18 protein-coding genes are annotated in these 25,107 nt (G+C 41.0%); 11 read left to right on the plus strand and 7 right to left on the minus strand.

All coding sequences use genetic code 11. The annotated features are described in order from the left end of the window. Nucleotides 1-44 precede the first annotated feature (44 nt). A complete protein-coding gene (locus TRESU_RS02405) occupies nt 45-896 on the plus strand; it encodes a sigma-70 family RNA polymerase sigma factor (protein WP_013700725.1) in 852 nt (283 codons plus the stop codon). Here TRESU_RS02405 and recG read toward each other — a convergent pair. Genes recG through dnaE form a run of 3 tightly spaced genes read right to left on the minus strand, consistent with a single transcriptional unit; the run spans nt 877 to nt 7,308 of the window. After that, nucleotides 877-3,063: an ATP-dependent DNA helicase RecG gene (gene recG / locus TRESU_RS02410; protein ID WP_013700726.1), complete on the minus strand. Its 2,187-nt coding sequence runs from the start codon at nt 3,061-3,063 to the stop codon at nt 877-879. The genes TRESU_RS02405 and recG overlap by 20 nt on opposite strands. Beyond that, complete coding sequence (locus TRESU_RS02415) at nt 3,064-3,645, minus strand: YggT family protein (protein ID WP_013700727.1); 582 nt, start codon at nt 3,643-3,645, stop codon at nt 3,064-3,066. A 21-nt stretch (nt 3,646-3,666) separates the two neighbouring features. Continuing rightward, complete coding sequence (gene dnaE / locus TRESU_RS02420; protein ID WP_013700728.1) at nt 3,667-7,308, minus strand: DNA polymerase III subunit alpha; 3,642 nt, start codon at nt 7,306-7,308, stop codon at nt 3,667-3,669. 130 nt (nt 7,309-7,438) lie between these two features. Here dnaE and TRESU_RS14595 point away from each other — a divergent pair, with 130 nt between their 5' ends. Beyond that, entirely contained in the window at nt 7,439-7,642 is a 204-nt protein-coding gene (locus TRESU_RS14595) for a transposase (protein ID WP_281054711.1), read from the plus strand. Nucleotides 7,643-7,748: 106 nt separating this feature from the next. Here the strand turns inward: TRESU_RS14595 and TRESU_RS02425 are convergent, their stop codons facing one another. Together TRESU_RS02425 and TRESU_RS02430 are read right to left on the minus strand one after the other, a co-directional pair. Beyond that, entirely contained in the window at nt 7,749-9,854 is a 2,106-nt protein-coding gene (locus TRESU_RS02425; protein WP_013700729.1) for a methyl-accepting chemotaxis protein, read from the minus strand. Between the two features lie 70 nt (nt 9,855-9,924). Beyond that, the gene (locus TRESU_RS02430; RefSeq protein WP_148228239.1) at nt 9,925-10,653 is read right to left on the minus strand and encodes an integrase core domain-containing protein; all 729 of its coding nucleotides are present in this window, start codon (nt 10,651-10,653) and stop codon (nt 9,925-9,927) included. A 29-nt stretch (nt 10,654-10,682) separates the two neighbouring features. On the opposite strand from TRESU_RS02430, the gene TRESU_RS02435 reads away from it, so the two are divergent. From TRESU_RS02435 to TRESU_RS02470, 8 genes are all read left to right on the plus strand, one after another. After that, nucleotides 10,683-11,231 carry a hypothetical protein gene (locus TRESU_RS02435; protein ID WP_013700731.1) on the plus strand — a complete coding sequence of 183 codons (549 nt, stop codon included), beginning with the start codon at nt 10,683-10,685 and terminating at the stop codon, nt 11,229-11,231. Between the two features lie 456 nt (nt 11,232-11,687). Continuing rightward, nucleotides 11,688-12,851: a formylglycine-generating enzyme family protein gene (locus tag TRESU_RS14025; RefSeq protein ID WP_013700732.1), complete on the plus strand. Its 1,164-nt coding sequence runs from the start codon at nt 11,688-11,690 to the stop codon at nt 12,849-12,851. A gap of 29 nt (nt 12,852-12,880) precedes the next feature. After that, nucleotides 12,881-14,827: an S-layer homology domain-containing protein gene (locus tag TRESU_RS02445; protein ID WP_013700733.1), complete on the plus strand. Its 1,947-nt coding sequence runs from the start codon at nt 12,881-12,883 to the stop codon at nt 14,825-14,827. 217 nt (nt 14,828-15,044) lie between these two features. Next, nucleotides 15,045-16,751: a Mur ligase family protein gene (locus TRESU_RS02450; RefSeq protein WP_013700734.1), complete on the plus strand. Its 1,707-nt coding sequence runs from the start codon at nt 15,045-15,047 to the stop codon at nt 16,749-16,751. Further along, a complete protein-coding gene (locus TRESU_RS02455) occupies nt 16,748-17,878 on the plus strand; it encodes a D-alanine--D-alanine ligase family protein (protein WP_013700735.1) in 1,131 nt (376 codons plus the stop codon). The genes TRESU_RS02450 and TRESU_RS02455 overlap by 4 nt, the downstream gene beginning before the upstream one ends. 23 nt (nt 17,879-17,901) lie before the next feature. Further along, complete coding sequence (murD, locus tag TRESU_RS02460; protein ID WP_013700736.1) at nt 17,902-19,497, plus strand: UDP-N-acetylmuramoyl-L-alanine--D-glutamate ligase; 1,596 nt, start codon at nt 17,902-17,904, stop codon at nt 19,495-19,497. Between the two features lie 500 nt (nt 19,498-19,997). Then, complete coding sequence (locus TRESU_RS02465; RefSeq protein WP_013700737.1) at nt 19,998-20,378, plus strand: DUF6979 family protein; 381 nt, start codon at nt 19,998-20,000, stop codon at nt 20,376-20,378. Between the two features lie 20 nt (nt 20,379-20,398). After that, nucleotides 20,399-21,112, plus strand: coding sequence for a hypothetical protein (locus TRESU_RS02470; protein WP_013700738.1), 714 nt, complete (start codon nt 20,399-20,401; stop codon nt 21,110-21,112). A gap of 236 nt (nt 21,113-21,348) precedes the next feature. Here TRESU_RS02470 and TRESU_RS02475 read toward each other — a convergent pair whose 3' ends face one another. Further along, nucleotides 21,349-22,215, minus strand: a complete 867-nt coding sequence (locus TRESU_RS02475) for a phosphoribosylaminoimidazolesuccinocarboxamide synthase (protein ID WP_273354404.1) — start codon at nt 22,213-22,215, stop codon at nt 21,349-21,351. Nucleotides 22,216-22,257: 42 nt separating this feature from the next. Beyond that, a complete protein-coding gene (locus tag TRESU_RS02480) occupies nt 22,258-22,902 on the minus strand; it encodes a formate/nitrite transporter family protein (protein ID WP_013700740.1) in 645 nt (214 codons plus the stop codon). Nucleotides 22,903-23,088: 186 nt separating this feature from the next. Here TRESU_RS02480 and TRESU_RS02485 point away from each other — a divergent pair, with 186 nt between their 5' ends. Then, complete coding sequence (locus TRESU_RS02485) at nt 23,089-25,107, plus strand: 4-alpha-glucanotransferase (protein ID WP_013700741.1); 2,019 nt, start codon at nt 23,089-23,091, stop codon at nt 25,105-25,107.

Consider the following 25,107-nt stretch of genomic DNA (forward strand, 5'->3'; position numbering starts at 1 on the left):
TATGCTATTTATTAAGTAAATAAAAGCATAATGGAGGCAAGAAAATGACTAGTGTTTCAGCAAAAGATTTGGACGTTGTGAGGATTCATCTGAATGAAATAAAGAAAATTCCTCTTCTTACAAATGACGAAGAAATTCAGCTTGCAACAAGAGCTGCTGCTGGAGACAAAGCCGCAAGAGATAAACTTTTGACTTCCAATATGCGCTTTGTTATAAAAATTGCTTCACAGTATTTGAACAAAGGTCTTGAATACGAAGATTTGATAAGTGAAGGCTATCTTGGACTTATGAAGGCTCTCGACCATTTTGATGTAAGCAAAGGCTACCATTTTATATCTTATGCTGTCTGGTGGATTCGCCAGAGCATAATGAAAGCGATTGTTGATTTTGGTCGCCCGATCCGTCTGCCTGTAAATAAAGATGCTGAGCTTACTGAAATAAAAAGAGCGTGTCACAGCGTAAATCCGCATGGAAAAAAATCAGAGGAAGAAGAACTTGAAGAAGTTGCGCTCAAACTTGGAATGACAAAGCACCATATAAGAGAAATGCTTAATATTTCGCAGGAAATGATAAGCTTGGATTCTCCTATCAGCGGCGATTCTGATACTGCGCTTGTTGACACAGTTTCTGCCGGAACTTTTACGCCGGAAGATGCAGCTATCGATGCTTCTTTGAAAACTGAAATTGACAAGGCTTTTGTCGGCTTGGATAAAAAATCAGTTGAAGTTCTTAATATGCGCTATGGTCTTAATGGTCAAGGCGAAAGAACATTGAAAGAAGTCGGCGAGAAAATGAATCTTTCAAGAGAACGTGTTCGCCAGATTGAAAAACATGCGATTGCAAAAATCCGTGCAAACAAAATCTGCGATATTTCTCTTAAGGATTACGTTGCTTAAGCTGGCATAAAGCGTTGTAACGTGCGGTCTTGAGAATTTCTTTATCACGGCTTAAGTCGGCTATGTTCAATGCGAAATATCCTGACTGGGCTGTTCCAAAGACTTCTCCAGGACCACGCAGCTTTAAATCTTCTTCCGCAATGAAAAATCCATCGTTACTTTGGTGCAGTGCCTTTAATCGCGAGATTCCAGTTTCGGTGATATTTTTGCTGTAAGTTAAGAAGCAGTATGACTGGAATTTTCCTCGCCCGACTCTTCCGCGAAGCTGATGAAGTTCCGCAAGACCAAACCGTTCTGCGTGTTCAATTGCAATACAGGTTGCGTTTGGAACATCGACTCCGACTTCTACAACTGTTGTTGCAACAAGAACTTGAATATTTCCGCTTGAAAATTTTTTTAGTATTTCAGCCTGCTGTTCATCGTCAGTTTTTCCGTGGATAAGCGCACATTTGAAATTCGGATAAACTTCTTTTGAAAGAAAATCGAACATTTCTTCCGCAGATTTTAGCGAAGTTTTTTCAGTTTGTTCTGCCTGCGGATTTTCTGCGATTCTTGGGTAAACAAAATATGCCTGATGACCTGCATTCAACTCTTTTCTTATGGCTTCGTAGACGTTGCGTTCATTTCCGAAAACTGTAAGATAAGTTTTTACAGGAAGCCTTCCTTTTGGCATGGTTTTTATTACGCTTATGTCAAGATCACCGAATGCAGTCAGTGCCAATGTTTGCGGAATTGGTGTCGCGCTCATCATTAAAAGATCCGGAGAATGCGCCATGTGCTTGAATGAGATTCTTCCTTTTGAAATAATCGATTCTCTTTGCGTTACTCCGAATCTATGTTGCTCGTCTATTACCGCAAGCTGAAGATTTTTGTACTGCGTGTTTCTGCTGAAAAGCGCATGGGTTCCAATTACAATGTCAATATTTCCGTCTCTAAGAGCATTTAAAAGAGACTGCCTGCCAGAGGCTTTTAAATTTCCTGTGAGAAATGCAGTTTTGATTCCGGCTGGCTCTAAAAGTTTTGCGGCGTTTTCTGCGTGCTGGCGGGCAAGAAGTTCTGTGGGAGCGAGAATTGCGCATTGTCCGCCGTAGTCAATTGTACGTGCGCAGACAAAAAAGGATACAAGCGTTTTTCCGGAGCCGACATCTCCTTGCAAAAGCCGCTGCATGGAAAACGGAGGCTTTGAAAGTTTTTGCGGAGCGTTCAGCATTGTGTTGCATTCCGTCTGGCTTTTGTCAATATCGCGGTTCATTTCTAAAATTGAATTCATCTGATCCAATGTAAGTTCAAAATTCAAGCTGCTGAAAATCTGTTTCTGACGAGGCGAAAGGCTTTTCTGGAATTCATTTCTTATCTGCTCAAGACCTGTTTCTGAATCTGGCGTGGAAAAGTACGGATATGCTTCTGGAACAAAATCCTGCAAAGGCAAAGTTCCGCGGTGCATAAGAGCGCGTTCCAGCATTTTGTATTCAAAAAGGTAAAGCTCTTCGTAAATTAAAGTTTTTCTAGCTTCCTGCGCCTGATTCAAAGTTTGCGGCTGGTGAACAAAAAGAATCGCTTCGCTTTTATTTAAAAGATTCCGTTCTTTTATGATTTTGTCTGGAATTTCGTTGCTTATGTTTTTTGCGTATTGCTTTAATGCTTGCGCAACAGTTTTTCTGTAGACTTTTTGAGTGAGTCCTTCTGTAAGCGGATAGATTGGAATTACCGCACTGTCTGGAACTGGAATATTTTCAAAGTCCGCTAAATTTCCGTCGAATGAAATTCTTGACGCTTCAAAAGATGAAGACTGAAGCTCGTTGTATTTTGTTTCAAATTTTCCAGTTACGGCGATGATGCTTCCTTCTGGCAGAGATTTTTCAAGAAAGTCCCGGTTGAATGCGACAAGCCAAGCGTTTGCGCTTCCGTCGGTTATTGCGATTTTTAAGGTTTTCATTTTGCCGTAGCCAAACCACTGGTGAGCCGTTACTTTGCAGATTGTGTGGACTTTTGGAAAATTTACGTAATCTCTTAGCGGAATCCGTTTTGTTCTGTCTTCGTAGTCGCGCGGAAAAACAGAAAGCAAATCGGCCACTGTGAAAATATTCAGGCTGGCGAATTTTTTTGCCGCTGCCGGACCCACACCGGAAAGTGTTTCTACAGCGGCTCCAAGTTCAGAAAGAATCATTTACAAAATTATTGACAAAATAAAAGCTAAAAGAATTCTTAAGGCAAACTGCAAAAATAAAAGCGCGATTATTGAAATTATCAAAGCGGCTTTGTAAGTTATGCGTCTGCCAATTGCGAATGTTCTTGCGATTCTGTAGACAATCGATGAAATTGAACTGTCAATCTGATTTGCCATGAATCCGCTTGTGTTGTACGAATCTCTGTTTATCATTATCAAAATGAGCCGTATTGCAAAAAGGATTATTAAAAAGAAAATGAGCGATGACAGAATTGAAAAGAAAATTCCAAGAATCATTGCCAGAATCATCTGGAGATTTATGTAGCCTCCGTTTGCAAGGCTAGAAAAAAGCTGCGAGCCTGCGCCCAAAATGCATAACGCAAGCGCGGGACTAAAGTCAAAGCTTCCGAATCTAAGCCATTTTATTCCGCGGAAAAGATTCATGTATGGATCGCATATTTGAGCTAGAATATCCGCCGGTTTGCTGTATGAATAATTTGGAATCCAAGTGATTATTATTCGCAAAAGACATAAAAGAGAATATAGCGATAAAAATGCTGAAAATATTCTTAAGATAAACATGGCGTAAAACCTCCTGTGCCATTATTCAGTCCAGACTTCATTAACTCCGGAAATATCTTTTAGGCTGTCTATGTATTCCTTTGTGTTTGGAACGGTCAGCTGAGTGTTTGCCTTTACAACATAAGTTTTTCCATCTATTTCTATATGAAAATATACTAACAAAGTTCCTGTTCCGCCAAACAAAATATCTCTAAGCGGCGCGATTTCTTTTACAGAAGAAAAACCTTGCTCAAGCTGAATATGGATGCTTGAAATTGCCTTTTGCTGCAAAGTTGCAATATCTTCAATTGATTCTACAAGAAAACTTGGAACTTCCCTTTTGCCGTCAACTTTGCCTTTGAATGCGTAAACTTTTTCGGCTTCAATCTGGCTTGAATATTTTTCCCAAACAGGAGGAAAGAACGTTACGTCAATAAATCCCTTGTAGTCGGCGAGTTTTGCAAACGCCATCTGCTTGCCTTTTTTTGTCATTATGATTTTTAAATCTTGAAGCATTCCGATTGCAATGTACGTTTTGCCGGAATTTCTTGATTGCCAAGATGATCTTCCGCTTGATTCCAGCGATGCTTTTTCTGCCTTGTCTATTTTTGCCCAGCGTTCGATATTTTCGCTGTTGCAGGTTGCGCAGGTTTCTATTGCTGTTTTGTAGTCGTCCAAAGGATGCCCGGAAACAAAGCAGCCTATGAGTTCTTTTTCCATGTTAAGGCGCTCCATTTTTGGAAGGTCTTCGCATTCTTCAAATTTGAAGTCTTCGAATTCTTTTATTCCGGCATCTTCAAAAAGGCTTGCCTGCCCGTATTCCTTGGAAGCGTTCTTTTTATCTTCGTATTCAATTACGCGCTCAAAGTTCATGGTGAGAGTTGCACGGTTTTGTCCCAAGTTATCGAATGCGCCGGTTTTTATAAGGACTTCTATAGCTTTTTTGTTTACGTCTTTGCTGCTCAGCCGTTCAATAAAATCCACAAACGATTTATAAGGTCCGTTTTTCTCGCGCTCTTCAACAATAGCTCTTGCGGCGCCTTCGCCCATTCCTTTTATTCCCTTAAGACCGAACACAATATGTCCGTCGATAACATCAAAAATTGAGTCGGAACGGTTTACGTCCGGCGGATCAACTGGAATTCCCATTTTCCGCGCTTCTTCAATGTATTCAGGAAGAGTGTCTGTGGAAGTGATTTCGTTGGTCAGGTTTGCCGCCATGAATTCAGCTTTCTTATGGGTTTTAAGCCAGCCAGTTCTGTATGCAAGAACTGTGTAAGCCGCCGCATGGGACTTGTTAAATCCGTACCCAGCAAACGGCACCATTATATCAAAAATTTCATCAGCGTGTTCTTTTGTGTAGCCTTGCTTTATTGCGCCTTCTTCAAATTCAACTTTTTTGCCCATGAGGACTTCAAGCTTCTTTTTTCCCATGGCACGTCTAAGCATATCCGCGCCGCCGAGAGAAAAGCCTGCAATCTTCTGCGCAACCTGCATAACCTGTTCCTGATAAACCATAACGCCGTAGGTTTCCTTTAGGATTCCTTCAAGACACGGATCTGGATAGTGAACGGTTTCTGGCTTCCATTTGCCTTCAATGTACTGCGGAATATAATCAAGCGGACCAGGACGGTAAAGCGCGTTCAAGGCGACAAGCTCTTCCACGCATCTTGGCTGGCACTGGCGCAATATTTTCTGCATTCCCGGAGATTCAAACTGGAAAATTGCAACAGAGTCTCCGCGGCAGAACAAGTCGAATGTCTCGGAATCAGTTTCGCTTACGTTTTCTGTCTTGAATTCCGGCTCGTCTGGTTTTTTGTGCTTGTTGATTATGTTTTCGGCATAGCGGATTAGAGAAAGTGTTTTAAGCCCAAGGTAGTCGAACTTTACAAGTCCGCACGGCTCAATTATGTCCATTGTATACTGAACCGCAACTTCGCCTGTCTTTGGATCTTTGAAAACCGGCGCCCAGTCTGGAAGGGCAGTAAGTCCGATTACCATTCCAGAAGCGTGAAGACCAGTGTTTCTGATTAAGCCTTCAAGTTTTTTGCAAAGAGCAATCCAGCGGTCAAAAGTTTTTTTATCCAGCCCGATTGTCGTTTCTGGATTTTCGCTGATTGGAATAAGCTGTCCGCCGTCTGGAAATTTGTCTGTAGGCGGCTCAAGCGCGTTTTTCAGTTTTGCCTTTGGATTGTCTGGAATGCAGGCTTTTACTTTTGTAACAATTGAAAGCGGAATGTTCAGGATTCGTCCGACATCGGCAAGACAGTTCTTGGGCTTTAACGTTCCAAACGTTACAATGTGACCGACTTGAGGCTCTCCGTAAGTTTCTCTTGTGTGCTGAATGATGTTCTGCCTAAAATCGAAGTCCATGTCTATATCAAAATCCGGCATGGAAACGCGCTCTGGATTTAAGAAACGCTCGAAAATCAGCTTGAACCTGAACGGGTCAATGTCTGTTATAGTCATGCAGTATGCGACAAGGGAACCTGCTCCTGAACCGCGTCCCGGACCAATCGGAATGCCGTGTTCTTTTGCCCAGTTTATGAATTCCCAGACAATCAGGAAGTAGCCAGAAAATCCCATCTTAAAGATAATTCCAAGCTCATATTCGCATCGCCGCCTTATTGCCTGCGTGATTTCCGGGTAGCGCACTCTGAGACCTTTTTCTACAAGGCAGCGCACGTAGTCGTCCTGATTTTCCGTGTAGTCTTCGTGCTTTTGAAATTCGATTGGAAGGGAAAACCGCGGAAGGCAGCCTTTTAGTTCCGGCGTTGTGTACTGATGAATTGTAAGGTTGCACATATTGGCGATTTTTATAGTGTTCGCCATTGCCTCAGGGTAGTTCGGAAAAAGAATTGACATTTCCTGCTCTGTCTTTAAGTACCATTCTTTTCTTCCGCCACCCATTGTCTGATGAGGCTCGTCCAAAAGTTTCTTGAATCCAATGCACCTTAAAGCGTCCTGGGCTTCTGCATCGTCCTTGTTGCAGTAATGAACATCGTTTGTAAGAACAAGCGGAATATCCAGGTCTTTGGAAAGCTTTATGAGGTTGACTGCGACTTCTTTTTGCTCGTCAAGTCCGTGGTCTTGGATTTCTATGTAGTAGCGGTCCGGTCCGAAAAGCTCCTTGTATTCCTTTGCAACCCGGTATGCGTCTTCTTCCCTTCCATTTAAAAGCAATTGCGGAAGCTCGCCCTGAATACACGCGCTAAGGCAGATAAGTCCTTCGTGGTACTTTTTTAGAAGCTCAAAGTCTATTCTTGGTTTTCCGTAGTAAAGTCCTTCTGTATATGCGATTGAAGAAAGCCATGACATGTTTTTGTAGCCAGTCTGATTTTCGCACAAAAGAATAAGGTGAAAGTAGTGGCTGTTTTTTCCATTTCGCCCGAACGGAACATCGTTGTGCTCTGTGTGGCTTCCCCAGGCAACATAAAATTCTTCGCCTACAATCGGATTTATTCCGTTTACGTGGCAGAGCTTTTCAAAGTTGAGCGAGCCGAACATATTGCCGTGGTCAGTAAGAGCCAGCGCCGGCATGTTAAGCTCTTTTGCCCTTGCAACAAGCGTGTCAATCTTGCTTGCGCCGTCCAGAATTGAATAGTCTGAATGGACGTGAAGATGAACAAAATTGCTAACCGGAGTTCCTTCCGGGGCATCAGGAAATTTATGATAGTCAGCCAAGCCAAGCTCCTTGCAGTTTTTTAGATGTCCTTATTCTAATAGAAAAAGCCTCTTTTTGCTAGGCAGATTTCCTTGTCAAGAAAGGGAATGGGGCTGTCCAAAAAGAAATGGGCAGCCCTGATTATTTTAAATTTACAATCTTCTTTCCAGTGAAGAATATAAAACTCTCATGAAAAAGCGTTCCACTGAATGTGAAACTGTCTTTGGACAGACAAAAGGCAATTTAGGCTTCAGGCGATTTCATCTTCGGGGAAAAGAAAAAGTTGGAACTGAATGGGGATTATTGATGCTGGGATATGATTTCAGGCAACTGATTCGATTAATGAACACCTAAGAAAAAAGCAATAAACGAAAATCTACAAAATTCATTTAAACATAAAAAAGACCGCCCTTTTTGAAGTCTGTTAATAACTTCTAGGACAGCCCCCTCTAAAAGTAAATTAAACCTTAAATAAATCTATCTCAGATCCAATTTGTTTGATATTTTCTGCAACTTTTCCAGAAATAGTAGAAAGAGCAGCTCCGGTTTCATTAATTTTTTCTGCACCTGTATGCATTTCTTCAATACTACCCTTCATGGTTTCGGTTGCATCCTGCAGCTTCTGAATCTCTGAAAGAATGTGCTTGTTACTTTCTGTCATTTCAGAAGAAGCTGAATGAACTTCAGATGTAGAATTATTCATAGACTTAAGGGCATCAATAATCTGTTTAGAACCAATCTGCTGTTCTTCCATTGCTCCCTTGATCTGCTCAACAATCTGACTGGTTTCTGCAATACTACGCTCAATTGCGGCAAACGCTGTATTAGTTTCATTAGAAACATTAACAACATCCTGAATTGTTTCCTGTATCTTCTGAAGCTCAGAACCAATTGTCTTAGACTGGTCTGTAGAAGTTTCAGAAAGCTTTCGAATTTCATCTGCTACAACGGCAAATCCCTTTCCTGCTTCGCCCGCATGAGCTGCTTCGATTGCCGCATTCATAGCAAGCAGGTTTGTCTGTTCAGCAATATTTGCAATTGCAGTATTGGCATCCTGAAGCATCTTTGACTGCTCTTCAATACGAATAATCTTTTCATTTGCATTGCTCTGAGTAGTAAAACCTTCACTTGAATGTTTTTGTAAAGTAGAGAATGAAGAAATCATCTTTCCTACAGAAATATTTACAGAATTTATGTTTCCAATCATCTCTTCTACTGCGGAAGAAGCTTCTGTTACACAAGCAGCCTGAGACTTAATCATATGCTCAAGAGATTCAATATTAGAACTAATCTGATTTACAGCACCAGCTGTTTCCTGTACTGAATCTGCCTGAGAAATAATCTGATTATTTACACTCTCAATATTTGCAATAATTTCTGTAATAGAAGCAGAAGTATCCTGTGTACTTGACTGCAAATCTGTATCTACAGTTATAAGACTTGTCTTTGAATTCTGAAGATTCTTTACAATTCCCTGCAGCTTTTCAACAAAGGCATTAAAGCCATTTACAACATCACCAATTTCATCGTTTGTAGCTTCTGGAATACGATGTGTAAGATCTGCATTTCCGCTGGCAATTGTTTCAATAGAATTCCTAACAGTTTTAAGAGGTTTAATAAGAAGCCCTATTAAGAAGAAAACAATTCCACCTGCAACAACGATTGTAAAAATGATGATAAAAAATACTGTAGTACGAAGACTCCTTAGAGAATTGAAATAAATATCAAAAGGAGCAACTGCAAATACTGTCCAGGTTGTTCCAGGGATTCTTTTGTAAGAAGCAAGAAGATGAGCGTGAGTATTAGGATCAACAAATTCATCTATACCTTCTTTTCCAGCAAAAATATTATTAAGAATAAGTCCGAGCCCCTGTGTATCATCAAGGGTAGCACCACCTTCTTCCTGACTTTTTTCTGTATCTTCATTTACATTTGCAATTGTAGAAGCAGTAGCCCAGTTAATTACTAAAGGATGCATTCCACCACCAATGTCTATATCTTTAATGGTTTCCTCTACAGAGTTTCCGCTGATAACCATTACAATTACACCAATCGGCCTATGGTTTTCATTATAAACCGGAACACTATAATGCTGAAGAATTGAATCTGTTACCGGACTATGAGTTGGATCTGAAGTGTAATCTTTACCCGCAAAAGCTTCTGTAAAATAAGCTCTGGTACCAAAATTCATTATGCGTCCATCACTTACTATAGCATCACCTTTTGCATCATAAAAAGCAAGATTCTCAAAATTATCTGCAAGTGTAGCAGAAATACTTTTAAGCTGATTTTGCTTTTCTTCAAGTGAAGCATTCTCATCTTTTATTATAGTTAATTCAGCAAGTGCATGTAGAGTCTGAAAGTGTTTCTCATTGATTGCTACAACTTTGTCTACAACATCTGTAGAAGCATCTTCAATTCGGGCATAAACACTTTCTGTTAATCCCTTTGCTGCATTCTTATATGATACCATTCCAACTGAAATACTTGAAAAAACTGTTACTATAATAAACATCACAAAAAGTTTTACAGTAAGTGTAACCCGCAGTTTTCCTTTATTTGCCATATCTTTTCTTCCTTAAGAATGTTCTGCCCAAAGTGAACTTGGACTTTTTTAGGAAAGCTTATAAGGTGGTTTAAGCCTGCTGCTGTTGCAGCCAATAAGCTTTTCTGTTGATATCTGCAGTATGAAGTTTTTCTCTTCGTTCTGCAAGCCTTGATTCTTTTCTGCCTTCAAAATAATCCGCTGGAGTCAGATAAAGAAGTGCGCTGTGAAGACGCCCGTTGTTGTAAAAATCAATCCACTGTGCCATCTTTTCTTTTGCATCTTCATAACTGAAGTATGGAGTCTTACGGACATGTTCAGTTTTCAGCGTTGAATGAAATCTTTCCAATTTGCCGTTGCTCTGCGGATGACAGATTCTCGCTGCCGTTTCGTAAAGTTCCAGCAGAGAAACCAAAGATTTGAAGTCTTTTGAAATGAACTGCTTTCCGTTGTCGTGGATGATTCGTGCTTTTGCTTCCGGATACTTTTCCTTTACTCTTGCAACCAGAAGCTCAATGTTTATTCCCTCCATGTTTTCGCATAATGCCCAGTCCGGAATTTTTCGGCTGTAGCCGTCCATTATGCTGATAAAATAATAAAACACACCAGGAACCTTGATGTATGAAATATCTGTATGCCACTGCTCATGCGGAGCCTCGGGCTGGTCAAAGCCTTTTTTCTTTGCTTCTCCTTCATTCTTAGCCCATTTATGGACCAAATCGTACTCTTTCATGATGTTGTATACGCTTGCAGGGCGGACAAAGGCTACATTTTTTACATAACCACTTGACATCCCCCCCCCCCCGATGTAAAATGCCACATATTTTATTTTTTACAAGGAGGCTTTTTATGAAAGCTTTGAAAAAAATTTGCACAGCGCTTATGCTTCTTGCATTTGCGTTCGTATTCGCATCATGCTCTAGCGGCAGTGATTCAGACGATGATGACGACCAATCAATAACTCTTTCTGACGGAAGCTATACATTAGCAATAACGCAAACTTCTGATGGAATGGTCGAAAAATATGATATCAAAGCAACTGCAAGCAATGAAAGTTGGACTTTTAAGTCTGGTTCAAAAACGCAGAATGTTGATCTTACAAAACAAATGACCACAGACGAGCTTGCAAAGTTTAAAGAAATGGACGATGATGATAAAAAGGCAATGACTAAAAAGGAAATGAGTCTTCCTGATGATGCAGAAATCTCCTTTGCTGACAATAAAGTGATTGTAAAATCAACTCTTTCTGCTGCAGAGCTTACAGAAATGCAGGAGGACTATAAATTATCATCAATTCCATCCGACGCCAAAATCAAAACAATTAAAGATAATGAGTATGAAATAACTATGTCTACTAAAGAATGGGAGACAATTGTATTTCATGTCAATAAAGACTAAAAGCTTTTGCTGATATGTAAAAGGGGCTGTCCAAAAAGAAATGGGCAGCCCTAATTATTTTAAATTTACAAGAGAATTCAAATCTGCTAAAATTTAAATATGAGCAGAGGCGTAAGCGATAAAATCACATACAAACCATATAACCAGGGCGGGCAGTGGCTCCTGCCACCAAGTCTGGACGAACTGGTTCCGCTGTGAAAAGCTGAAAGACTCAATCGAGGAAATATTTGTATCGACAGTGAGGCTTCTGAACAGGAAAGGTTATGTCAGCCTTGAAAAATATTTCGTTGACGGAACAAAAATCTACAAAATTCATTTAAACATAAAAAAGACCGCACTTTTTGAAGTCTGTTAATAACTTTAAGGACAACCCCGTAAAAAAGCCGTTAGGCTTTTCCAATCCGTGTGGCAATCTTTCATTGTGCATTTTATTTTTAGGTGGTAAAATGGCGCATTATGAAAGCAGCAATAAAACAATTAAAACTTTTTGCCGTGTTTGCGGTTATGGTGCTTGCGCTTGCAGGCAATGTGTATGCGCAGAATATAAGTTCTGACTTTGTGAGAATTTCAGCTGTTACCCTTGAAAGGGCTTTTTATATGTGCGACCACGAGGTGACGCAAAAAGAATACAAAGACATAATGGGGACAAACCCGAGCAAATTCAAAACTAATCCAGACAAAGGCGAGATTCAGGAAAACCGCCCTGTAGAGCGGGTAAGCTGGTTTGATGCGATTGAATACTGCAACAAGCGTTCTATAAAGGAAGGACTTACGCCTTGCTACAAAGCCAACGACATCACAGACACAAGCAAATGGGGCATAGAGCCCACAGCAGACACGGGTAAATGGGGCATAAAACCCACAATGACAATCAGAAAAGGTTATATTTTTAACCAGTCGACGTCGACGTGGTTTAATGTTGAGTGCGATTGGAATGCGAACGGTTACCGTCTGCCAACGAATCTGGAATGGGAATATGCCGCAAGCGCAGGAAATTCTTTAGGCAAAGATGTTTACAGCGGAACGGACGATGAGTCAAAACTTGGTGATTACGCCTGGTACATCCGCAACAGCCGCAATAAGACTCACGAAGTAAAAAAGAAGAAGCCTAACGCTTTTGGGCTTTACGACATGAGCGGCAACGTGGAGGAATGGTGCTGGGGAAACGAAGGTTGTGATTATGCCAGCAATCTTCACGGCGGATACTGGGGCGTTAAAAATGGACGATACTGGAAGGTTGGCAATGGAAAGGACGGTATTATGACTTTGCAGGGCATGGATCCTAGCTGGACAGTTCCTGAACAGTTTTATGTTTTAGACAAAGACTATAAATTACCATATAAATACGCAACCGCCTGCTTTGGATTCCGCGTAGTGCGCACAGACACAAGCACTGTTACAGAGGCGCATAAGAAGCAGGTGGCAAATCAAAAAGAAGCGGAGAGAAAAGTTCACGAGGAAGAGCAGAAGCCGCAATCTAGGATAGCTTCTATGGAAGAAATAAGATTGAATACGGCAAAAAGTTATCTATTAAACGGCATTCCTCCGAAAAAAGTTGCAAAGATAATGGGGCTTGAGCTTTCTCAAGTTAAAGAACTTCAAAAATCTATTAAAAAATAGCCGCTTAATTTTTATATAAGGAAAATTCTATGAAAAAGACTTTTAAAATTGCCGCGCTTTCAACTTTGATTATGGGCTTTTTTGTGAGCTGGTCGCCAGCAAAAGATATTAGTACATATATAAATAACGCATATAAAGAGATTATAGAAAAGCAAATCTACACCGAAAAGCAGGCGGATTCCTTATGGTGGAAGACGAACGCGCGTGAAATGATTTTGACTCCTATTGAGGAATACGATGACTTGGGCGACAGATACTATGAATCAAAACTGTGGCAAGAAGATTCCCTTTATATCACAAGATTGCTTGTTGATTATCCTTCAGCAACTGCCAGCTATCTGCATCAACTATATAAGAGAAGATATGACTGCCTTAGAAATGTCAGGGAAGTTTGGCTCAGTCCGCAAGTTGACGCCTGGGCTTTTATAGATGAGTTGCAGTCTGAGTTTATTGAAGATGAATATCAAGCAGGAACTAAGGACGACTTTATAAAATATAAAGATAGATTAATGTTTGATAGCGGCATGATGAACGGTTCCTGCACTATCTACGTGCCGGAAAGTGAACTGCCGAAAGGTCTTTTAAGCTACAGTTCAAAGCCTTTGTCGCCAGTTTATTTTGTAAAAGTCTATTCCGGCGATGTGTACGAGGCGTTCAAAAAAGGGGATTCTGCCGCAAAAGAATGGTGTCCTGGTCACGTCTACACTGGAAAAGCTTACACCGCAAGTCGCATGAAGCAGCACATGACCTGCCAGCAGCCAAACGAGTGGTATTATTCGTGCAAATGGTGCGGAAAGTGCGAGTATAATCCGAAGCATACATTCTCGGATGGTGTGCCTAAGTCTCCTGTCCACGATTTTGCAAGGTTTGACATTTCCGACAAGAACTTTGCCGGAAAAAATAAGCAGGGAGAAAAAGTCTACTATCTTTCATGCAGATGGTGCGGCATTAACAAGCGCGACTCTGACATTTCTGATTTTACATATGAGTATTTTCGTTATGGTGCTGGACACAAGGATACCCCGGAAGTTAGAGCTGCGTACAATATGTACATGGAGCAAAAAAAAGACAGCTGGAAGAAGGGCGGCACGAACTACGAACAGGCACTGGATGTTTCAACAAAAGTCAATTTAAATCCGTGGTCTTTTGCAGTTCCAAAAAGCAAGGACGTAAAAGCAAAGATAAGCGAAAATGCTCAGGACGGAGTTTATTGGGCTGCACGAAACGGCTTGGTGGACGAGTCTGTTCTAGGCGACGATTTTACAAAGCCTCTTACACGTATGCAGGCCAGCGCAATTGCGGTAACTCTTGCAGAAAAACTTTCGGGAAAATCAGTTTCGTCTGCAAAGTCAAAGACATATTCCGACACAAAAAGCAAATATGCGCTAAAGGCGGCAGGGGCTGGAATCTATGGCGGAGCTTCGGAAGGCAAATTCAACCCCGATGGCGCAGTTGACCGTCAGCAGCTTGCAACTTTCTTTTATCAGGCTTTAATGTACGCAAAAAAGAATAAAAATGTCCGCTACACGCCTTATGAGTCAAAACTGGCCCGGTATTCTGACAACGCAAGCATTGCAGACTGGGCAAAAGAGGCAGCGGCGTTTATGGACGCTCTTGGACTTGTTGAAGGCTCAAGCAGAACAAAATTCCTGCCGGAAGAAACATTGACAATTGAGCAGGCATTGGTCATAGCGAACAACAGCCTTGACGCGCCGAATATCGGCTGGTATCAGAGCGGCCCGTCAGATACTGACAAGCTTGAACTTAGGCATTCTACAAATGACTTTCAATTACAAAACTGCGGGGTGGCAACCCAGCTTGAATACCGTTATTACGAACGCTTCTGGCGGCCATTTTCCATTCCAGAAATACCTGCTGCGGCTGCGGTGCTCGAAAGATTTGCCGTCTTAGACCCATACACAAACGAGCGGCTCTACGCGCGGAAAATCAACTTTTTTGCAGTAAAGGCAGATTAGTTCGCAAGCATAATGATAGTATTTGTATCATTCTAATGGTGTGGTGTGAGCCATTAGAATGACATAGTTTTTTCTGTCATTGCCAGAATAACCTTTTGTCATTGTCCAGCTTGACTGGATAATCTCCTGCGCTGTAAAAAGCCGTTAGGCTTTTCCAATCCGTGTGGCAATTACTTTTCATTGTGCATTTCTTTTTAAAGTGGTAGAATGGCGCATTATGGAAAAGAATTTGTGCGTGCTTTTGAAGTCGCTTGGCTCGGAAGAAACTGATTATAAGATTGTGGCGGAAGACGGAATTTCTTCCCCAAAGAATACAGATGCTTGTGTAGAAGGTCTTGCTTTTGACAGCCGGGATGTAAAAGAAAACTATTTGTTTTTTGCCTTGCCCGGAACTCATACAACAGGCAACAAGTTTATAGCGCAGGCTGTTTCTTGCGGGGCTGGCGCAGTTGTTTTTCAGGATGAAATTACGCAGGAAGAGCATTCGCAAATCAAGGAGGCTTTGGCTTCCTCTTCAAAAAAGGTTGTGTTTGTAAAAGTTCCTTCATCACGATTTGCAATGTCGCCTGTAAGCTCGTGCTTTTATGATAATCCTTCTTCAAAGCTTGTTGTCTACGGAGTTACAGGAACGGAAGGCAAGTCTTCCACTGTTTCGTTTATATGGCAGCTCTTGCGCCTGAACGGAATCAAGGCGGGTTTTATTTCCACAGTGCAGTATTCTCTTGGAGGAGACGCTATAGACAATCCGCAGCACCAGACAACGCCGGAAGCTCCTGTTGTTCAGCGCGAGCTTTATGAGATGGTTTGCAACGGATGTACTCACGCTGTTGTGGAATCTTCCAGCCACGGATTGAGCAAAAAACTTAACAGGCTTGGCAATGTTCTTTTTGACTGCGCTGTTTTTATGAATGTTACGCTTGAGCATTTGGAATTCCACGGAACTTACGAGCAGTACAAAAGCGACAAGGCGAACTTGTTCCGCGCTTTGGATTTGCATAATCACGAAAAAACAATTGCCGGAGTTGCGACAAAAATTCCTGCGTTCGGAGTTGTGAATTTGGAAGATCCTGCGGCGTCTTATTTTGCTTCCTGCACCAAGCACAAAACCATAGGGTTCACTACGGAAGGAAAAGCAGGCAAGCAGGCTGCTTTGGGACTTTCATCTCCTCCGCTTCCAGAAATTCCAAAAGATATGCCGTACTTTTCTTGCAGAAATATAGCTTCGGCAAGATTCGGGCTTGCATTCAGCATTCACCGCTTTGAAACACACGATTCCCTTAACAACGAAAATTCTGTTGTCCATGTAAAGGCTTCTGTTCCTGGAGCGTTCAATGCATACAATATAACGGCTGCGATTTTGGCTGTGCACGGAACGACCGGCATTTCAATAGAAAAACTTGCTTTGTGTGCGCAGAAACTTACGAGTGTAAAAGGCCGCATGACTGTAATTGACGAAGGTCAGCCTTTTGAAGTGATTGTGGACTATGCCCATACGCCTTCGAGTTTTGAAACGATTTTTCCGCCTTTAAAAAACCGCGCTATGGGCAAGATGATTTGCGTGTTCGGCTCTGGCGGTGAACGCGACACAACAAAACGTCCTCTTCAAGGTGAAATTGCCGCCCGCTTCTGCGACATTGTGATTCTTACAGATGAAGATCCGCGCAAGGAAGACAGAATGACGATTATTGAGCAGATTGCTTTGGGTGCAAGAAAAGAAGGCAAAAAAGACAACGTGGATTTGTTCCTTGTTCCAGACCGTCCGCAGGCAATCAGAAAAGCGTTCAGCATGGCAAAGGAAAACGACATTGTGCTTCTGCTTGGAAAAAGCCATGAAAATTCTATAATTTACGCCGACAATGCTATAAAGTACGATGAAATTTCAGAAGCAAAGAATGCTTTAAAAGAAATGGGGTTTGCAAAATGAATGTGGTTTTAATATACGGTGGAAAATCAGGCGAGCATGAAATTTCACTTTTGTCATGCGCATCTGTAATCAGAAACATCAGCGCAAAGCACAACGTTTCTCTCATTTCGATTTCCAAAGGCGGAAAATGGTATCTTGAAGACGATTCAGTTTTTAAGGAAATAAGAAACAATCCCGAAGCCGCTCTTTGTGTTCATGAAAATGAAAGCCGTGAAGTAAAAGTTTCGTTTGGGCGTGGAAAAGACAATGTGTTTTTTGCCTGCGGAAACTACATTCCATGCGATGTTGTGTTCCCGGTTCTGCATGGAACTTACGGAGAAGACGGAACTGTTCAGGGGGTATTTGAAATGGCTGGCGTTCCATTCGTTGGCTGCGGAGTTTTGGCTTCAAGCGCGGCAATGGACAAGGAAACTACAAAAATTCTTTTAAAGAACGCAGGAATTCCAGTTGTTCCATATATGTGCATTTCAAGAAGCCAGATAAATTCAAGTTCTCTTTATGACAAGCTTATTGAAGAAGCGATTGAAAAACTTGAGTTTCCGCTTTTTGTAAAGCCATGCGCTGCAGGTTCAAGCGACGGAGCAAGTCTTGCCCGGAATAAAAGAGAGCTTTCTTTTGCGCTCATGGAAGCATTCAGCTGGGACAACAAAGTTCTTATTGAAAAAGCGATTGACGCTCGGGAAGTTGAATGCTCTGTAACTGGAAATTCTGTAACGGCAACTTCGGAATCTGACTGCACGCTTTTAAAGGCTTACGGACCGGGAGAAATTGTTCCAAAGCATGATTTTTATGACTACGATGCAAAATACAACGACCCGGACGGAGCTGAGCTAAAAATTCCCGCTCTTCTTTCAGATGACAAGCTTGAGCTCATAAGGGAAACTGCAAAAAAAGCGTATTCAGTAATAAACGCATCGGGTTTGAGCCGCGTGGATTTTTTTGTGGACCGCAAGACTGGCGAAATTTACCTGAACGAGATAAACACAATTCCGGGATTTACAAAAATCAGTATGTTCCCCAAAATGTGCGATGCAGACGGATTGGAATATTCTGAGCTTATTGATTATCTTCTAAAAGAGGGAATTGAAAATTTCAAGGCGAAACAAAGCCTTTGCACTTCAAGATAGAAAAGTTAAACCGGGAGGAAAAAATGCCGCATATTTATCCGCATGGATGCTATTTTAATTCGCTTGATGAAATAAATGGCAAGAAAATTACAATAATGGGACTTGGTCTTAACGGCGGTGGTGAGGCTTGCGTCCGCTTTTTTTTAAGGCACGGAGCTTTTGTTACCGTTACCGACATGAAGACTGCTGAACAGCTTGCGCCAACTCTTGAGTCTCTTGCAAAAGACAGATTTCTTGACAAGTCCAGGCTTCACTTTGTTTTGGGCGGACACAAGATTGAAGATTTTTCCAATGCGGACTGCGTTATAAAAAATCCCGGCGTAAAAATTGAAGGCAATCAGTTTCTTGCGGCTGCAAAAGCAATTGAAACAGACATCAGCATTTTTCTGCGCTTTACAAAAGCTCCTATAATTGCAGTTACAGGAAGCAAGGGAAAATCCAGCACAGTTAGCGCGCTTTCCTACGGACTGAATCAGGCTGGCTTTAAATGCTTTTTAGGCGGAAACATCACCGTAAGTCCGCTTTCGTTTCTTGAAAAAACAGATGGAACTACTCCTGTTGTTCTTGAGCTTTCTAGCTGGCAGCTTGCGGATTTGCGCGGAAGAAAACTTTTAAAGCCAAAGATTTCTATAATCACAAAGATTGTTCCAGACCACCAGAACTGGTACGGCGACATGGACAGCTACGTGGAAGACAAAAAGCTGATTTTTGCCGATCAAGATAAGAATGATTTTACAATCCTTGACTTTGACGAAGATAACTACCTTAAAGAAACTGCTTCTCCAAAAAGAGGCTGTCGCTGCTGGGGCGATTTATTTGCAAGCGAGACAAAAGCCAAAGTTCTTAGATACAGCAAGGTCCTTTTGCCAAAGGGAATTTTCGGAGCTTATTTAGAAAAAAGCGGTTCTTCCTACAAAGGAGTTGCGCGTGTTCCTTCCGAATTTGTAAAACCAAGTCTAAAGGAAAAAACAGTTCTTGAAGAAGTTGTAATGGAAAGTCTGCAAGTTCCGGGCGAGCACATGAGAGCTAATGTTTTGAATGCCAGTCTTGCCATGTACCTTATGGGAGTTGCTCCGGCTCAGATTTGCACCGTGATGGGGCAGTGGAAAGGAATTCCTCACCGCCTTGAAAAATTCTACGACTGGAAAAGTCCTTCTGACGGACGCAAGGTTGTCTTTTATAATGACAGCTGCTCAACAGTTCCAGAAGCGTGCGCTGCGGCAATCCAGTCATTTGATCAGCGCGTTGTTCTTATTGCCGGCGGAACAGACAAAGAACTGGACTTTCTTCCGCTTGCAAGATGTCTTGATCCGGAAAACAACACAAAGTTTCCGCCTTACGAAATCTACTTGCTTTCCGGCAGTGGAACAGACAAACTTGTTTCTATGCTTGATGAGCGCGGCGTAAAATATGAAGGACCGTTTGATTCCCTGCAGATTCTTCTTGACGTTCTTAAAACCTGTCTTATGTCTGAAAACGCAAGCCGAAACTATGGTGAGGTTTTTTCTGATACTTGGCTGCCGGTTGTCTTTTCTCCGGGCGCAACCTCATTCGGAATGTTCTCAAACGAATTTGACCGTGGCGACAAGTTCAAGTCACTTGTAAAGTCAATATTTTAGGAATAGAAACTGTTAAAAACTGAAGGGATACTTCCTAAGAGGCTAAGTAATACTTCCTAAGAGCCGTAGAGATACTTCCTAAGAGGCTGAGTAATACTTCCTAAGACCCTTAGGAATACTCACTCAGGGTCTTAGGAATATTCACTTAGGGCTTTAGGAAGTATTACTTCAGAATTTTTCTTTATTTTATTTATACTTTCAATTCTCATTTTAAATAGCCCAAATGTCGAGTTTTATAATTTAATGTCATTATCGGGCTTGACCCGATAATCTATTGAAAATTTCCAACAGATTCCTGACCGAGTTTACTGCGTAAACATCGCAGTGTCGTAGCACGGGAATGACACTTAAATTACTGTTCTTATCAAAACTCGAAATTAAGGCTAAATCAACAATTTTTTTTATAAATATTCTAAATATTGAAAACAGGTCTTGACAAAATGCGGGGGGGGGGTACTATTTATTAACTTTTTTGTAAAAGGTCAAGGAGTTAATAAAATATGAGCAAAGAGACTGTTTTTGGAAAAACTTGCATAACTGCTGTAAAGCTAATTGCTGATGAAAAAACAGATCCAGAAAAAGCATGGAAGAGGGCGATTCAAGTTTATACGCATAGTCCCAAAACGCAAATAAAAAGCTGCCCAAAAAATGCCTTTGTTGATTTGTGCGCTTCTGGATATATAAAAGGCATAAAAAAGCAAAATGATATTATCTTGTCTGAAAATGGAAAAATCTCAATAGAAGCTATAAATATATTAGAAACTAATAACTGGAAAATAAGGTCAAAGTCAAAATTTTGGTCTGAAAATTTTAACCGTTCTCATCAAGGGCAGCTGGATGTTATTTTAGCTCTAAAAGAAAATAACTTGCTCGTGGATTAATTTTTAGGAAGGAAAATGTTATGGAATTTTTAACATTAGTGGTTGGTAGTTTGCTTTTGCCTCTTTTATTGTCTCCATTAATAGTTCCAGCGGTTACTACAAGTCAAGTTATTCCTAGTGAAGAGGAAACAAAAATAGAAAAAGAAGCAGAAACAACTACAACAATTACAGAAGATAATGGATTAACGACGACGTATACACTTGAAGAATATGAAAAGAAGGCTGCTGAATACGAAGAAATGAGGAGAAAAGAACAAGAAAAACAAAAAAAACGTGACGAGTTTTATCAAAAATATGGAAGCAAGTATTTTCTTGAGCCTTCTTCTGATAAGGTTTATCCAAAGTTAAATGGAAAAGATCCTGCTATAACTAGGAGCAGTTTTTTGGATGATGATCCGTATTCATATTCACAAGATGTTTATTATAAATATAAGCGTTATAATCATTATGGTTATGCTATGTGGCTCGGTAAAGTTCTTCAATGGATTGATGAGAATATTGTATTATATGATTTTTCAGCCCATGATGCTTTGTTTGATGATGTTCCATATCTTCCTAGTCAAGGAAGCCATCTTGGAATGGTGATTATTGATAGAAGCATTGATGCAAATCCATTTCATAGAAATGATGTTTTTTATCAATATATAGGTGTTTATGATTACACTACAGTTTCGGGCAGGTATAATGTTGTTCCTGTATTTAAAATTGTTTATCCGTTAGATATAGATTACTAGTGAACTTAATTAATGATTGTTTGGCAGGGATAAAATTAGCTTTGCAGCATGAAAAGGAATATCTCAAGAGTATCTTTTGTGTTATTTTAAGATTGCCGTATCAAGTACGGCAATGACATTTAGGGGTTATCAAAACCCTAAAAACGGCTGAGTCAAGGTCTTGAGCGTAAGCGTACCTTGACCAGACGTATTTTGAACTTGTTGGATATTCCTTTAACATTTATTCTTCTTGCAAATTATTTATGGCAAATCTTTTTTTCACATTCCTTGTAGATTGCGCTTGTCTTTGCAACAACATCGGCAGGGATTTCCTTGATGTTCGGGTCGCCGGCAAGGTTGTTTTCTTTCAGCCAGTCGCGCACAAACTGCTTGTCGTAGGAAGCAGGACTTCCGCCAACCTTGTATTTGCTCAAATCCCAGAAGCGGCTTGAGTCCGGAGTCAGAACTTCGTCGCCAAGCACAAGCTCTCCGTTTTCGTCCAATCCGAATTCAAATTTTGTGTCTGCGATTATGATTCCGTTCTTGTATGCGTGCTCGTAGCATTTTTTGTAAATCGCAAGGGCTGCCTTTTCAATCTTTGTTCCAAGCTCCTCGCCAAGGTCTTTTTTCATGTAGTCAAGAGTTACGTTTATGTCGTGTCCTTCCGCCGCTTTTGTGGAAGGAGTTACAATCGGCTCGTCAAGTTTTTCCGCCTGCTGGTATTCTTTTTCAAACTTGTGGCCAAGGAACGGCTCGCCTTTTTTGTACGCTTCGTACATTGAACCGAACATATATCCGCGGACAATCACTTCGTACGGAATCATCTTAAGTTTTTTTACAAGGATTGTTCTTCCTTCAAATTCAGGCTTCTGGAATTCAGCCGGCATATCCTTTAAATCTGAAGAAATCATGTGGTTTTTCACAATGTCTTTTGTGTAGTCAAACCAGAAATTCGCAAGAGCGTTCAAAACCTTGCCTTTGTCTGTAATCATAGTTGGAAGAATAACGTCAAACGCGCTGATTCGGTCCGTTGTGACAATGACCATTCTTCCATCTTCCAAATCGTAAACCTCGCGGACTTTTCCGCTAGCATATTTTTTCATATATTGAACTCCTGTTTTTATAGAACGAAAGTATTATAAATCTTTTGCAGAGTTGAATTCAAGTTAGTTTGTGTTCTGTAAAAATCCTTTCTTTACGAGCGGAACTAGCATTCCTCCGAATGCGTTTCCTAATGTCATTATAATCAGGCAAAGAAAACTGTGAGCTGTCCAAGTGCGGGAAAGTGAAAAATAAAACATATCGGCAATGCTGTGCTCAAATCCGCTTAAAATGAACGCCATTACAGGAAGAAAAATCGCCAGAACTTTTCCAACTGGATTTTCGATTGTCTTGAATCCGTCCGCGGCAATGAACATGAGAATTCCGCAGAAAAATGACAGAACAAGAAGGCTTAGAGGCGTGTCTGCTGATTTTACCGCGCACATTGCGGCTGCCTTTTGTGCTATTGAGCTTGCTCTTGTGCAAAGAATGAGGAAGGCAAAAACAAATGTTCCTGCAAAGTTTCCAAGCCAGATTAATGCGACTTCTGCGATGTATGAAGGCTTTTTTTCAACAATGTAGCCGACTTTTCCCGTGTAAAGATAGAAGCCGAAGTTCAGGATTATAAAAAGCCCTGTTCCGAATAAAAACGCACCTGCGATTTTGCTTTCGCACGAAAGAAATGCTGTTGCGCCGATTCCGATTGCGATTCCAGTCATAAACGAGCGCAAGATGATATTAAGCAATTTTGATTTTATTGAATTTTTCATGCGCCGATTCTACTTTTTTTTGTGATTTTTGTCTTTAGCGGAATATAATAAAATTCTTTTCTTGTGCAAAATAAATTGTAAATTTTTTATTGTATGATATACTTAATGCTATCTCAAATTGTTTCAAATGTTTTCGTCTGTAAGGGCGATTTATTTTTATTAGAATTATTGAAATAGGTTTAAATTATGAAAAAAAGAACCGGTGTTGTAGTTCCGCTTTCTGCATTGTACACAAAAGACAGCGCAGCCTGCGGAGATTTTCTTGCATTGAAAAATCTTGCTGACTTCTGCGAAAAGGCGGGATTTTCTGTTGTTCAGCTTCTTCCTGTGAACGATACGGGGACTCAGTCTTCGCCTTATTCTGGGCTTTCTGCGTTTGCGCTTCATCCGCTTTTTATAAGAATCAATGCGCTGCCGGAATTTGAAGCGGCTTTAAAGGGGTGCAAGCAGTTTGCTTCGGCATACAAAAATTTTGAAAAGAATTTTACATATAAGCGGCGGTTTGACTATGACGCTGTTGTGAATGAAAAAAATCAGCTTTTGCATCTTTTGTACAATTATATAGAAAAAACTTCTGCAAAATCAGAAAACGAATCTATGCAGAAACTTCCGGCGCAAATGGAAAAGTTTATCCGCGCAAACAACTGGATTATTCCTTATGCGGTTTTCAAGAACATAAAAGACGAAAATATGCAGGCTTCCTGGAAAAGCTGGGACGAGCAAGTGCGCAACGTAAGCCGCGAAAAAATCATGCTCAAATGGAATAACAAGGCAAAAAAATCCAGCCACAATTTCTTTGTCTGGTGCCAGATGCGTGCAAGCGAGCAGTTTAAAGAAAGCGCGGAATATCTTCGCTCAAAAGGAATAATTTTAAAAGGCGACATTCCAATTTTGATGAACGAGGACAGCGTTGACTGCTGGACTTATCCTGAATTCTTTAGGCAGGACTTGCGCGCTGGTTCTCCGCCAGATGGAGAAAATCCGCTTGGGCAAAACTGGGGATTTCCGACTTATGACTGGGAGCGGCTTGAAGCAGACGGATTTGCCTGGTGGAAAGACAGAATAAAAGTTTCATCTCAATATTATGACGCATTCCGCATTGACCACGTTCTAGGCTTTTTTAGAATTTGGGCTGCGAAAGAAACTGAAACAACCGCTTATCTTGGACACACAGTTCCGTATTCGGATTTTTCAAGAAAGGACTTGAACGATTTGGGATTTTCTGATGACAGAATAAAGTGGATTTCTGAACCGCACATTCCGACCGGGCTTATTGAAAATATAACTTGGAACCATGACGAGGCTGTTGCGTTCCTTGAGCAGGTTTGCGACCGTGTGAACAACGAGGAGCTTTGGAACTTTAAAAAAGAAATTTCTGGTGACAAGGAAATTTATTCCAAGAAATTTTGCGATGACGAGCGCAAAGATTCCGCAGTGAAAAATGCTCTTGCTGAAAAATGGCGCGACCGTTCATTGATTCAGATAAAAAAAGACAGATTCATAAAAGTCTTTACGTTTGAAAAATCTTCAGCCTGGAAAACTTTAAGCTGGGACGAGCAGGAAAAACTGAAAAATCTTTTTGCCCGGACAGAAGAAAAAGAAAACGGGCTTTGGAAGCAGCAGGCTCTTTCTACTTTGGGCGCTATTGTCCATGCTTCTGACATGATTCCTTGCGCGGAAGATCTGGGCGTTAATTTAAAAGTTATGCCGGAAGTTCTTCAAAAACTTGAAATTCTTTCGCTTAAAGTTGTGCGCTGGTGCCGCGAATGGGAAAAAAACGGACAGCCTTATATTCCGTTTGACCAGTATCCAGCTTTGAGCGTTGCTACAACTTCCGTGCATGACAGTTCAACTTTGCGCCAATGGTGGAATTCTGAAAAAGACAGCGTAAGAGCATTTTTGTCTGCGTGCAAAACTGAAAACTGTCCTGATTCGAATTCTGCCTTTACTCCTGACATTGCGGAATTTATTTTGAAAACTGTTGCAAAGTGCGCAAGCTTGCTTCTTATAAATCCGCTTCAGGATTATTTGTTCCTTGAGCATTGTTTTTACCTTGAAAATGAAAATGACGAGCGCATCAATGTTCCGGGCAGCGTAAACAGTTTTAACTGGACTTATAGGATTCCTGTTTCTATTGAAGAAATGTCTGAAAACAAGTCTTTGTTGAACAAGATAAAAACTGTAGTTCAGCTGCACGACAACTAA

This window comes from Treponema succinifaciens DSM 2489, assembly GCF_000195275.1.
Lineage (GTDB): Bacteria > Spirochaetota > Spirochaetia > Treponematales > Treponemataceae > Treponema_D > Treponema_D succinifaciens.

What these genes read in the sequence shown, in the direction of transcription:
- TRESU_RS02415 (WP_013700727.1), bottom strand. Translation starts at nt 3,645, where the DNA reads ATGTTTATCTTAAGAATATTTTCAGCATTTTTATCGCTATATTCTCTT.
- TRESU_RS02425 (WP_013700729.1), bottom strand. Translation starts at nt 9,854, where the DNA reads ATGGCAAATAAAGGAAAACTGCGGGTTACACTTACTGTAAAACTTTTT.
- recG (WP_013700726.1), bottom strand. Translation starts at nt 3,063, where the DNA reads ATGATTCTTTCTGAACTTGGAGCCGCTGTAGAAACACTTTCCGGTGTG.
- TRESU_RS02465 (WP_013700737.1), top strand. Translation starts at nt 19,998, where the DNA reads ATGAGCAAAGAGACTGTTTTTGGAAAAACTTGCATAACTGCTGTAAAG.
- TRESU_RS02455 (WP_013700735.1), top strand. Translation starts at nt 16,748, where the DNA reads ATGAATGTGGTTTTAATATACGGTGGAAAATCAGGCGAGCATGAAATT.
- TRESU_RS02450 (WP_013700734.1), top strand. Translation starts at nt 15,045, where the DNA reads ATGGAAAAGAATTTGTGCGTGCTTTTGAAGTCGCTTGGCTCGGAAGAA.
- TRESU_RS02405 (WP_013700725.1), top strand. Translation starts at nt 45, where the DNA reads ATGACTAGTGTTTCAGCAAAAGATTTGGACGTTGTGAGGATTCATCTG.
- TRESU_RS02435 (WP_013700731.1), top strand. Translation starts at nt 10,683, where the DNA reads ATGAAAGCTTTGAAAAAAATTTGCACAGCGCTTATGCTTCTTGCATTT.
- TRESU_RS02445 (WP_013700733.1), top strand. Translation starts at nt 12,881, where the DNA reads ATGAAAAAGACTTTTAAAATTGCCGCGCTTTCAACTTTGATTATGGGC.
- TRESU_RS02485 (WP_013700741.1), top strand. Translation starts at nt 23,089, where the DNA reads ATGAAAAAAAGAACCGGTGTTGTAGTTCCGCTTTCTGCATTGTACACA.
- TRESU_RS14025 (WP_013700732.1), top strand. Translation starts at nt 11,688, where the DNA reads ATGAAAGCAGCAATAAAACAATTAAAACTTTTTGCCGTGTTTGCGGTT.
- TRESU_RS02470 (WP_013700738.1), top strand. Translation starts at nt 20,399, where the DNA reads ATGGAATTTTTAACATTAGTGGTTGGTAGTTTGCTTTTGCCTCTTTTA.
- murD (WP_013700736.1), top strand. Translation starts at nt 17,902, where the DNA reads ATGCCGCATATTTATCCGCATGGATGCTATTTTAATTCGCTTGATGAA.
- TRESU_RS02480 (WP_013700740.1), bottom strand. Translation starts at nt 22,902, where the DNA reads ATGAAAAATTCAATAAAATCAAAATTGCTTAATATCATCTTGCGCTCG.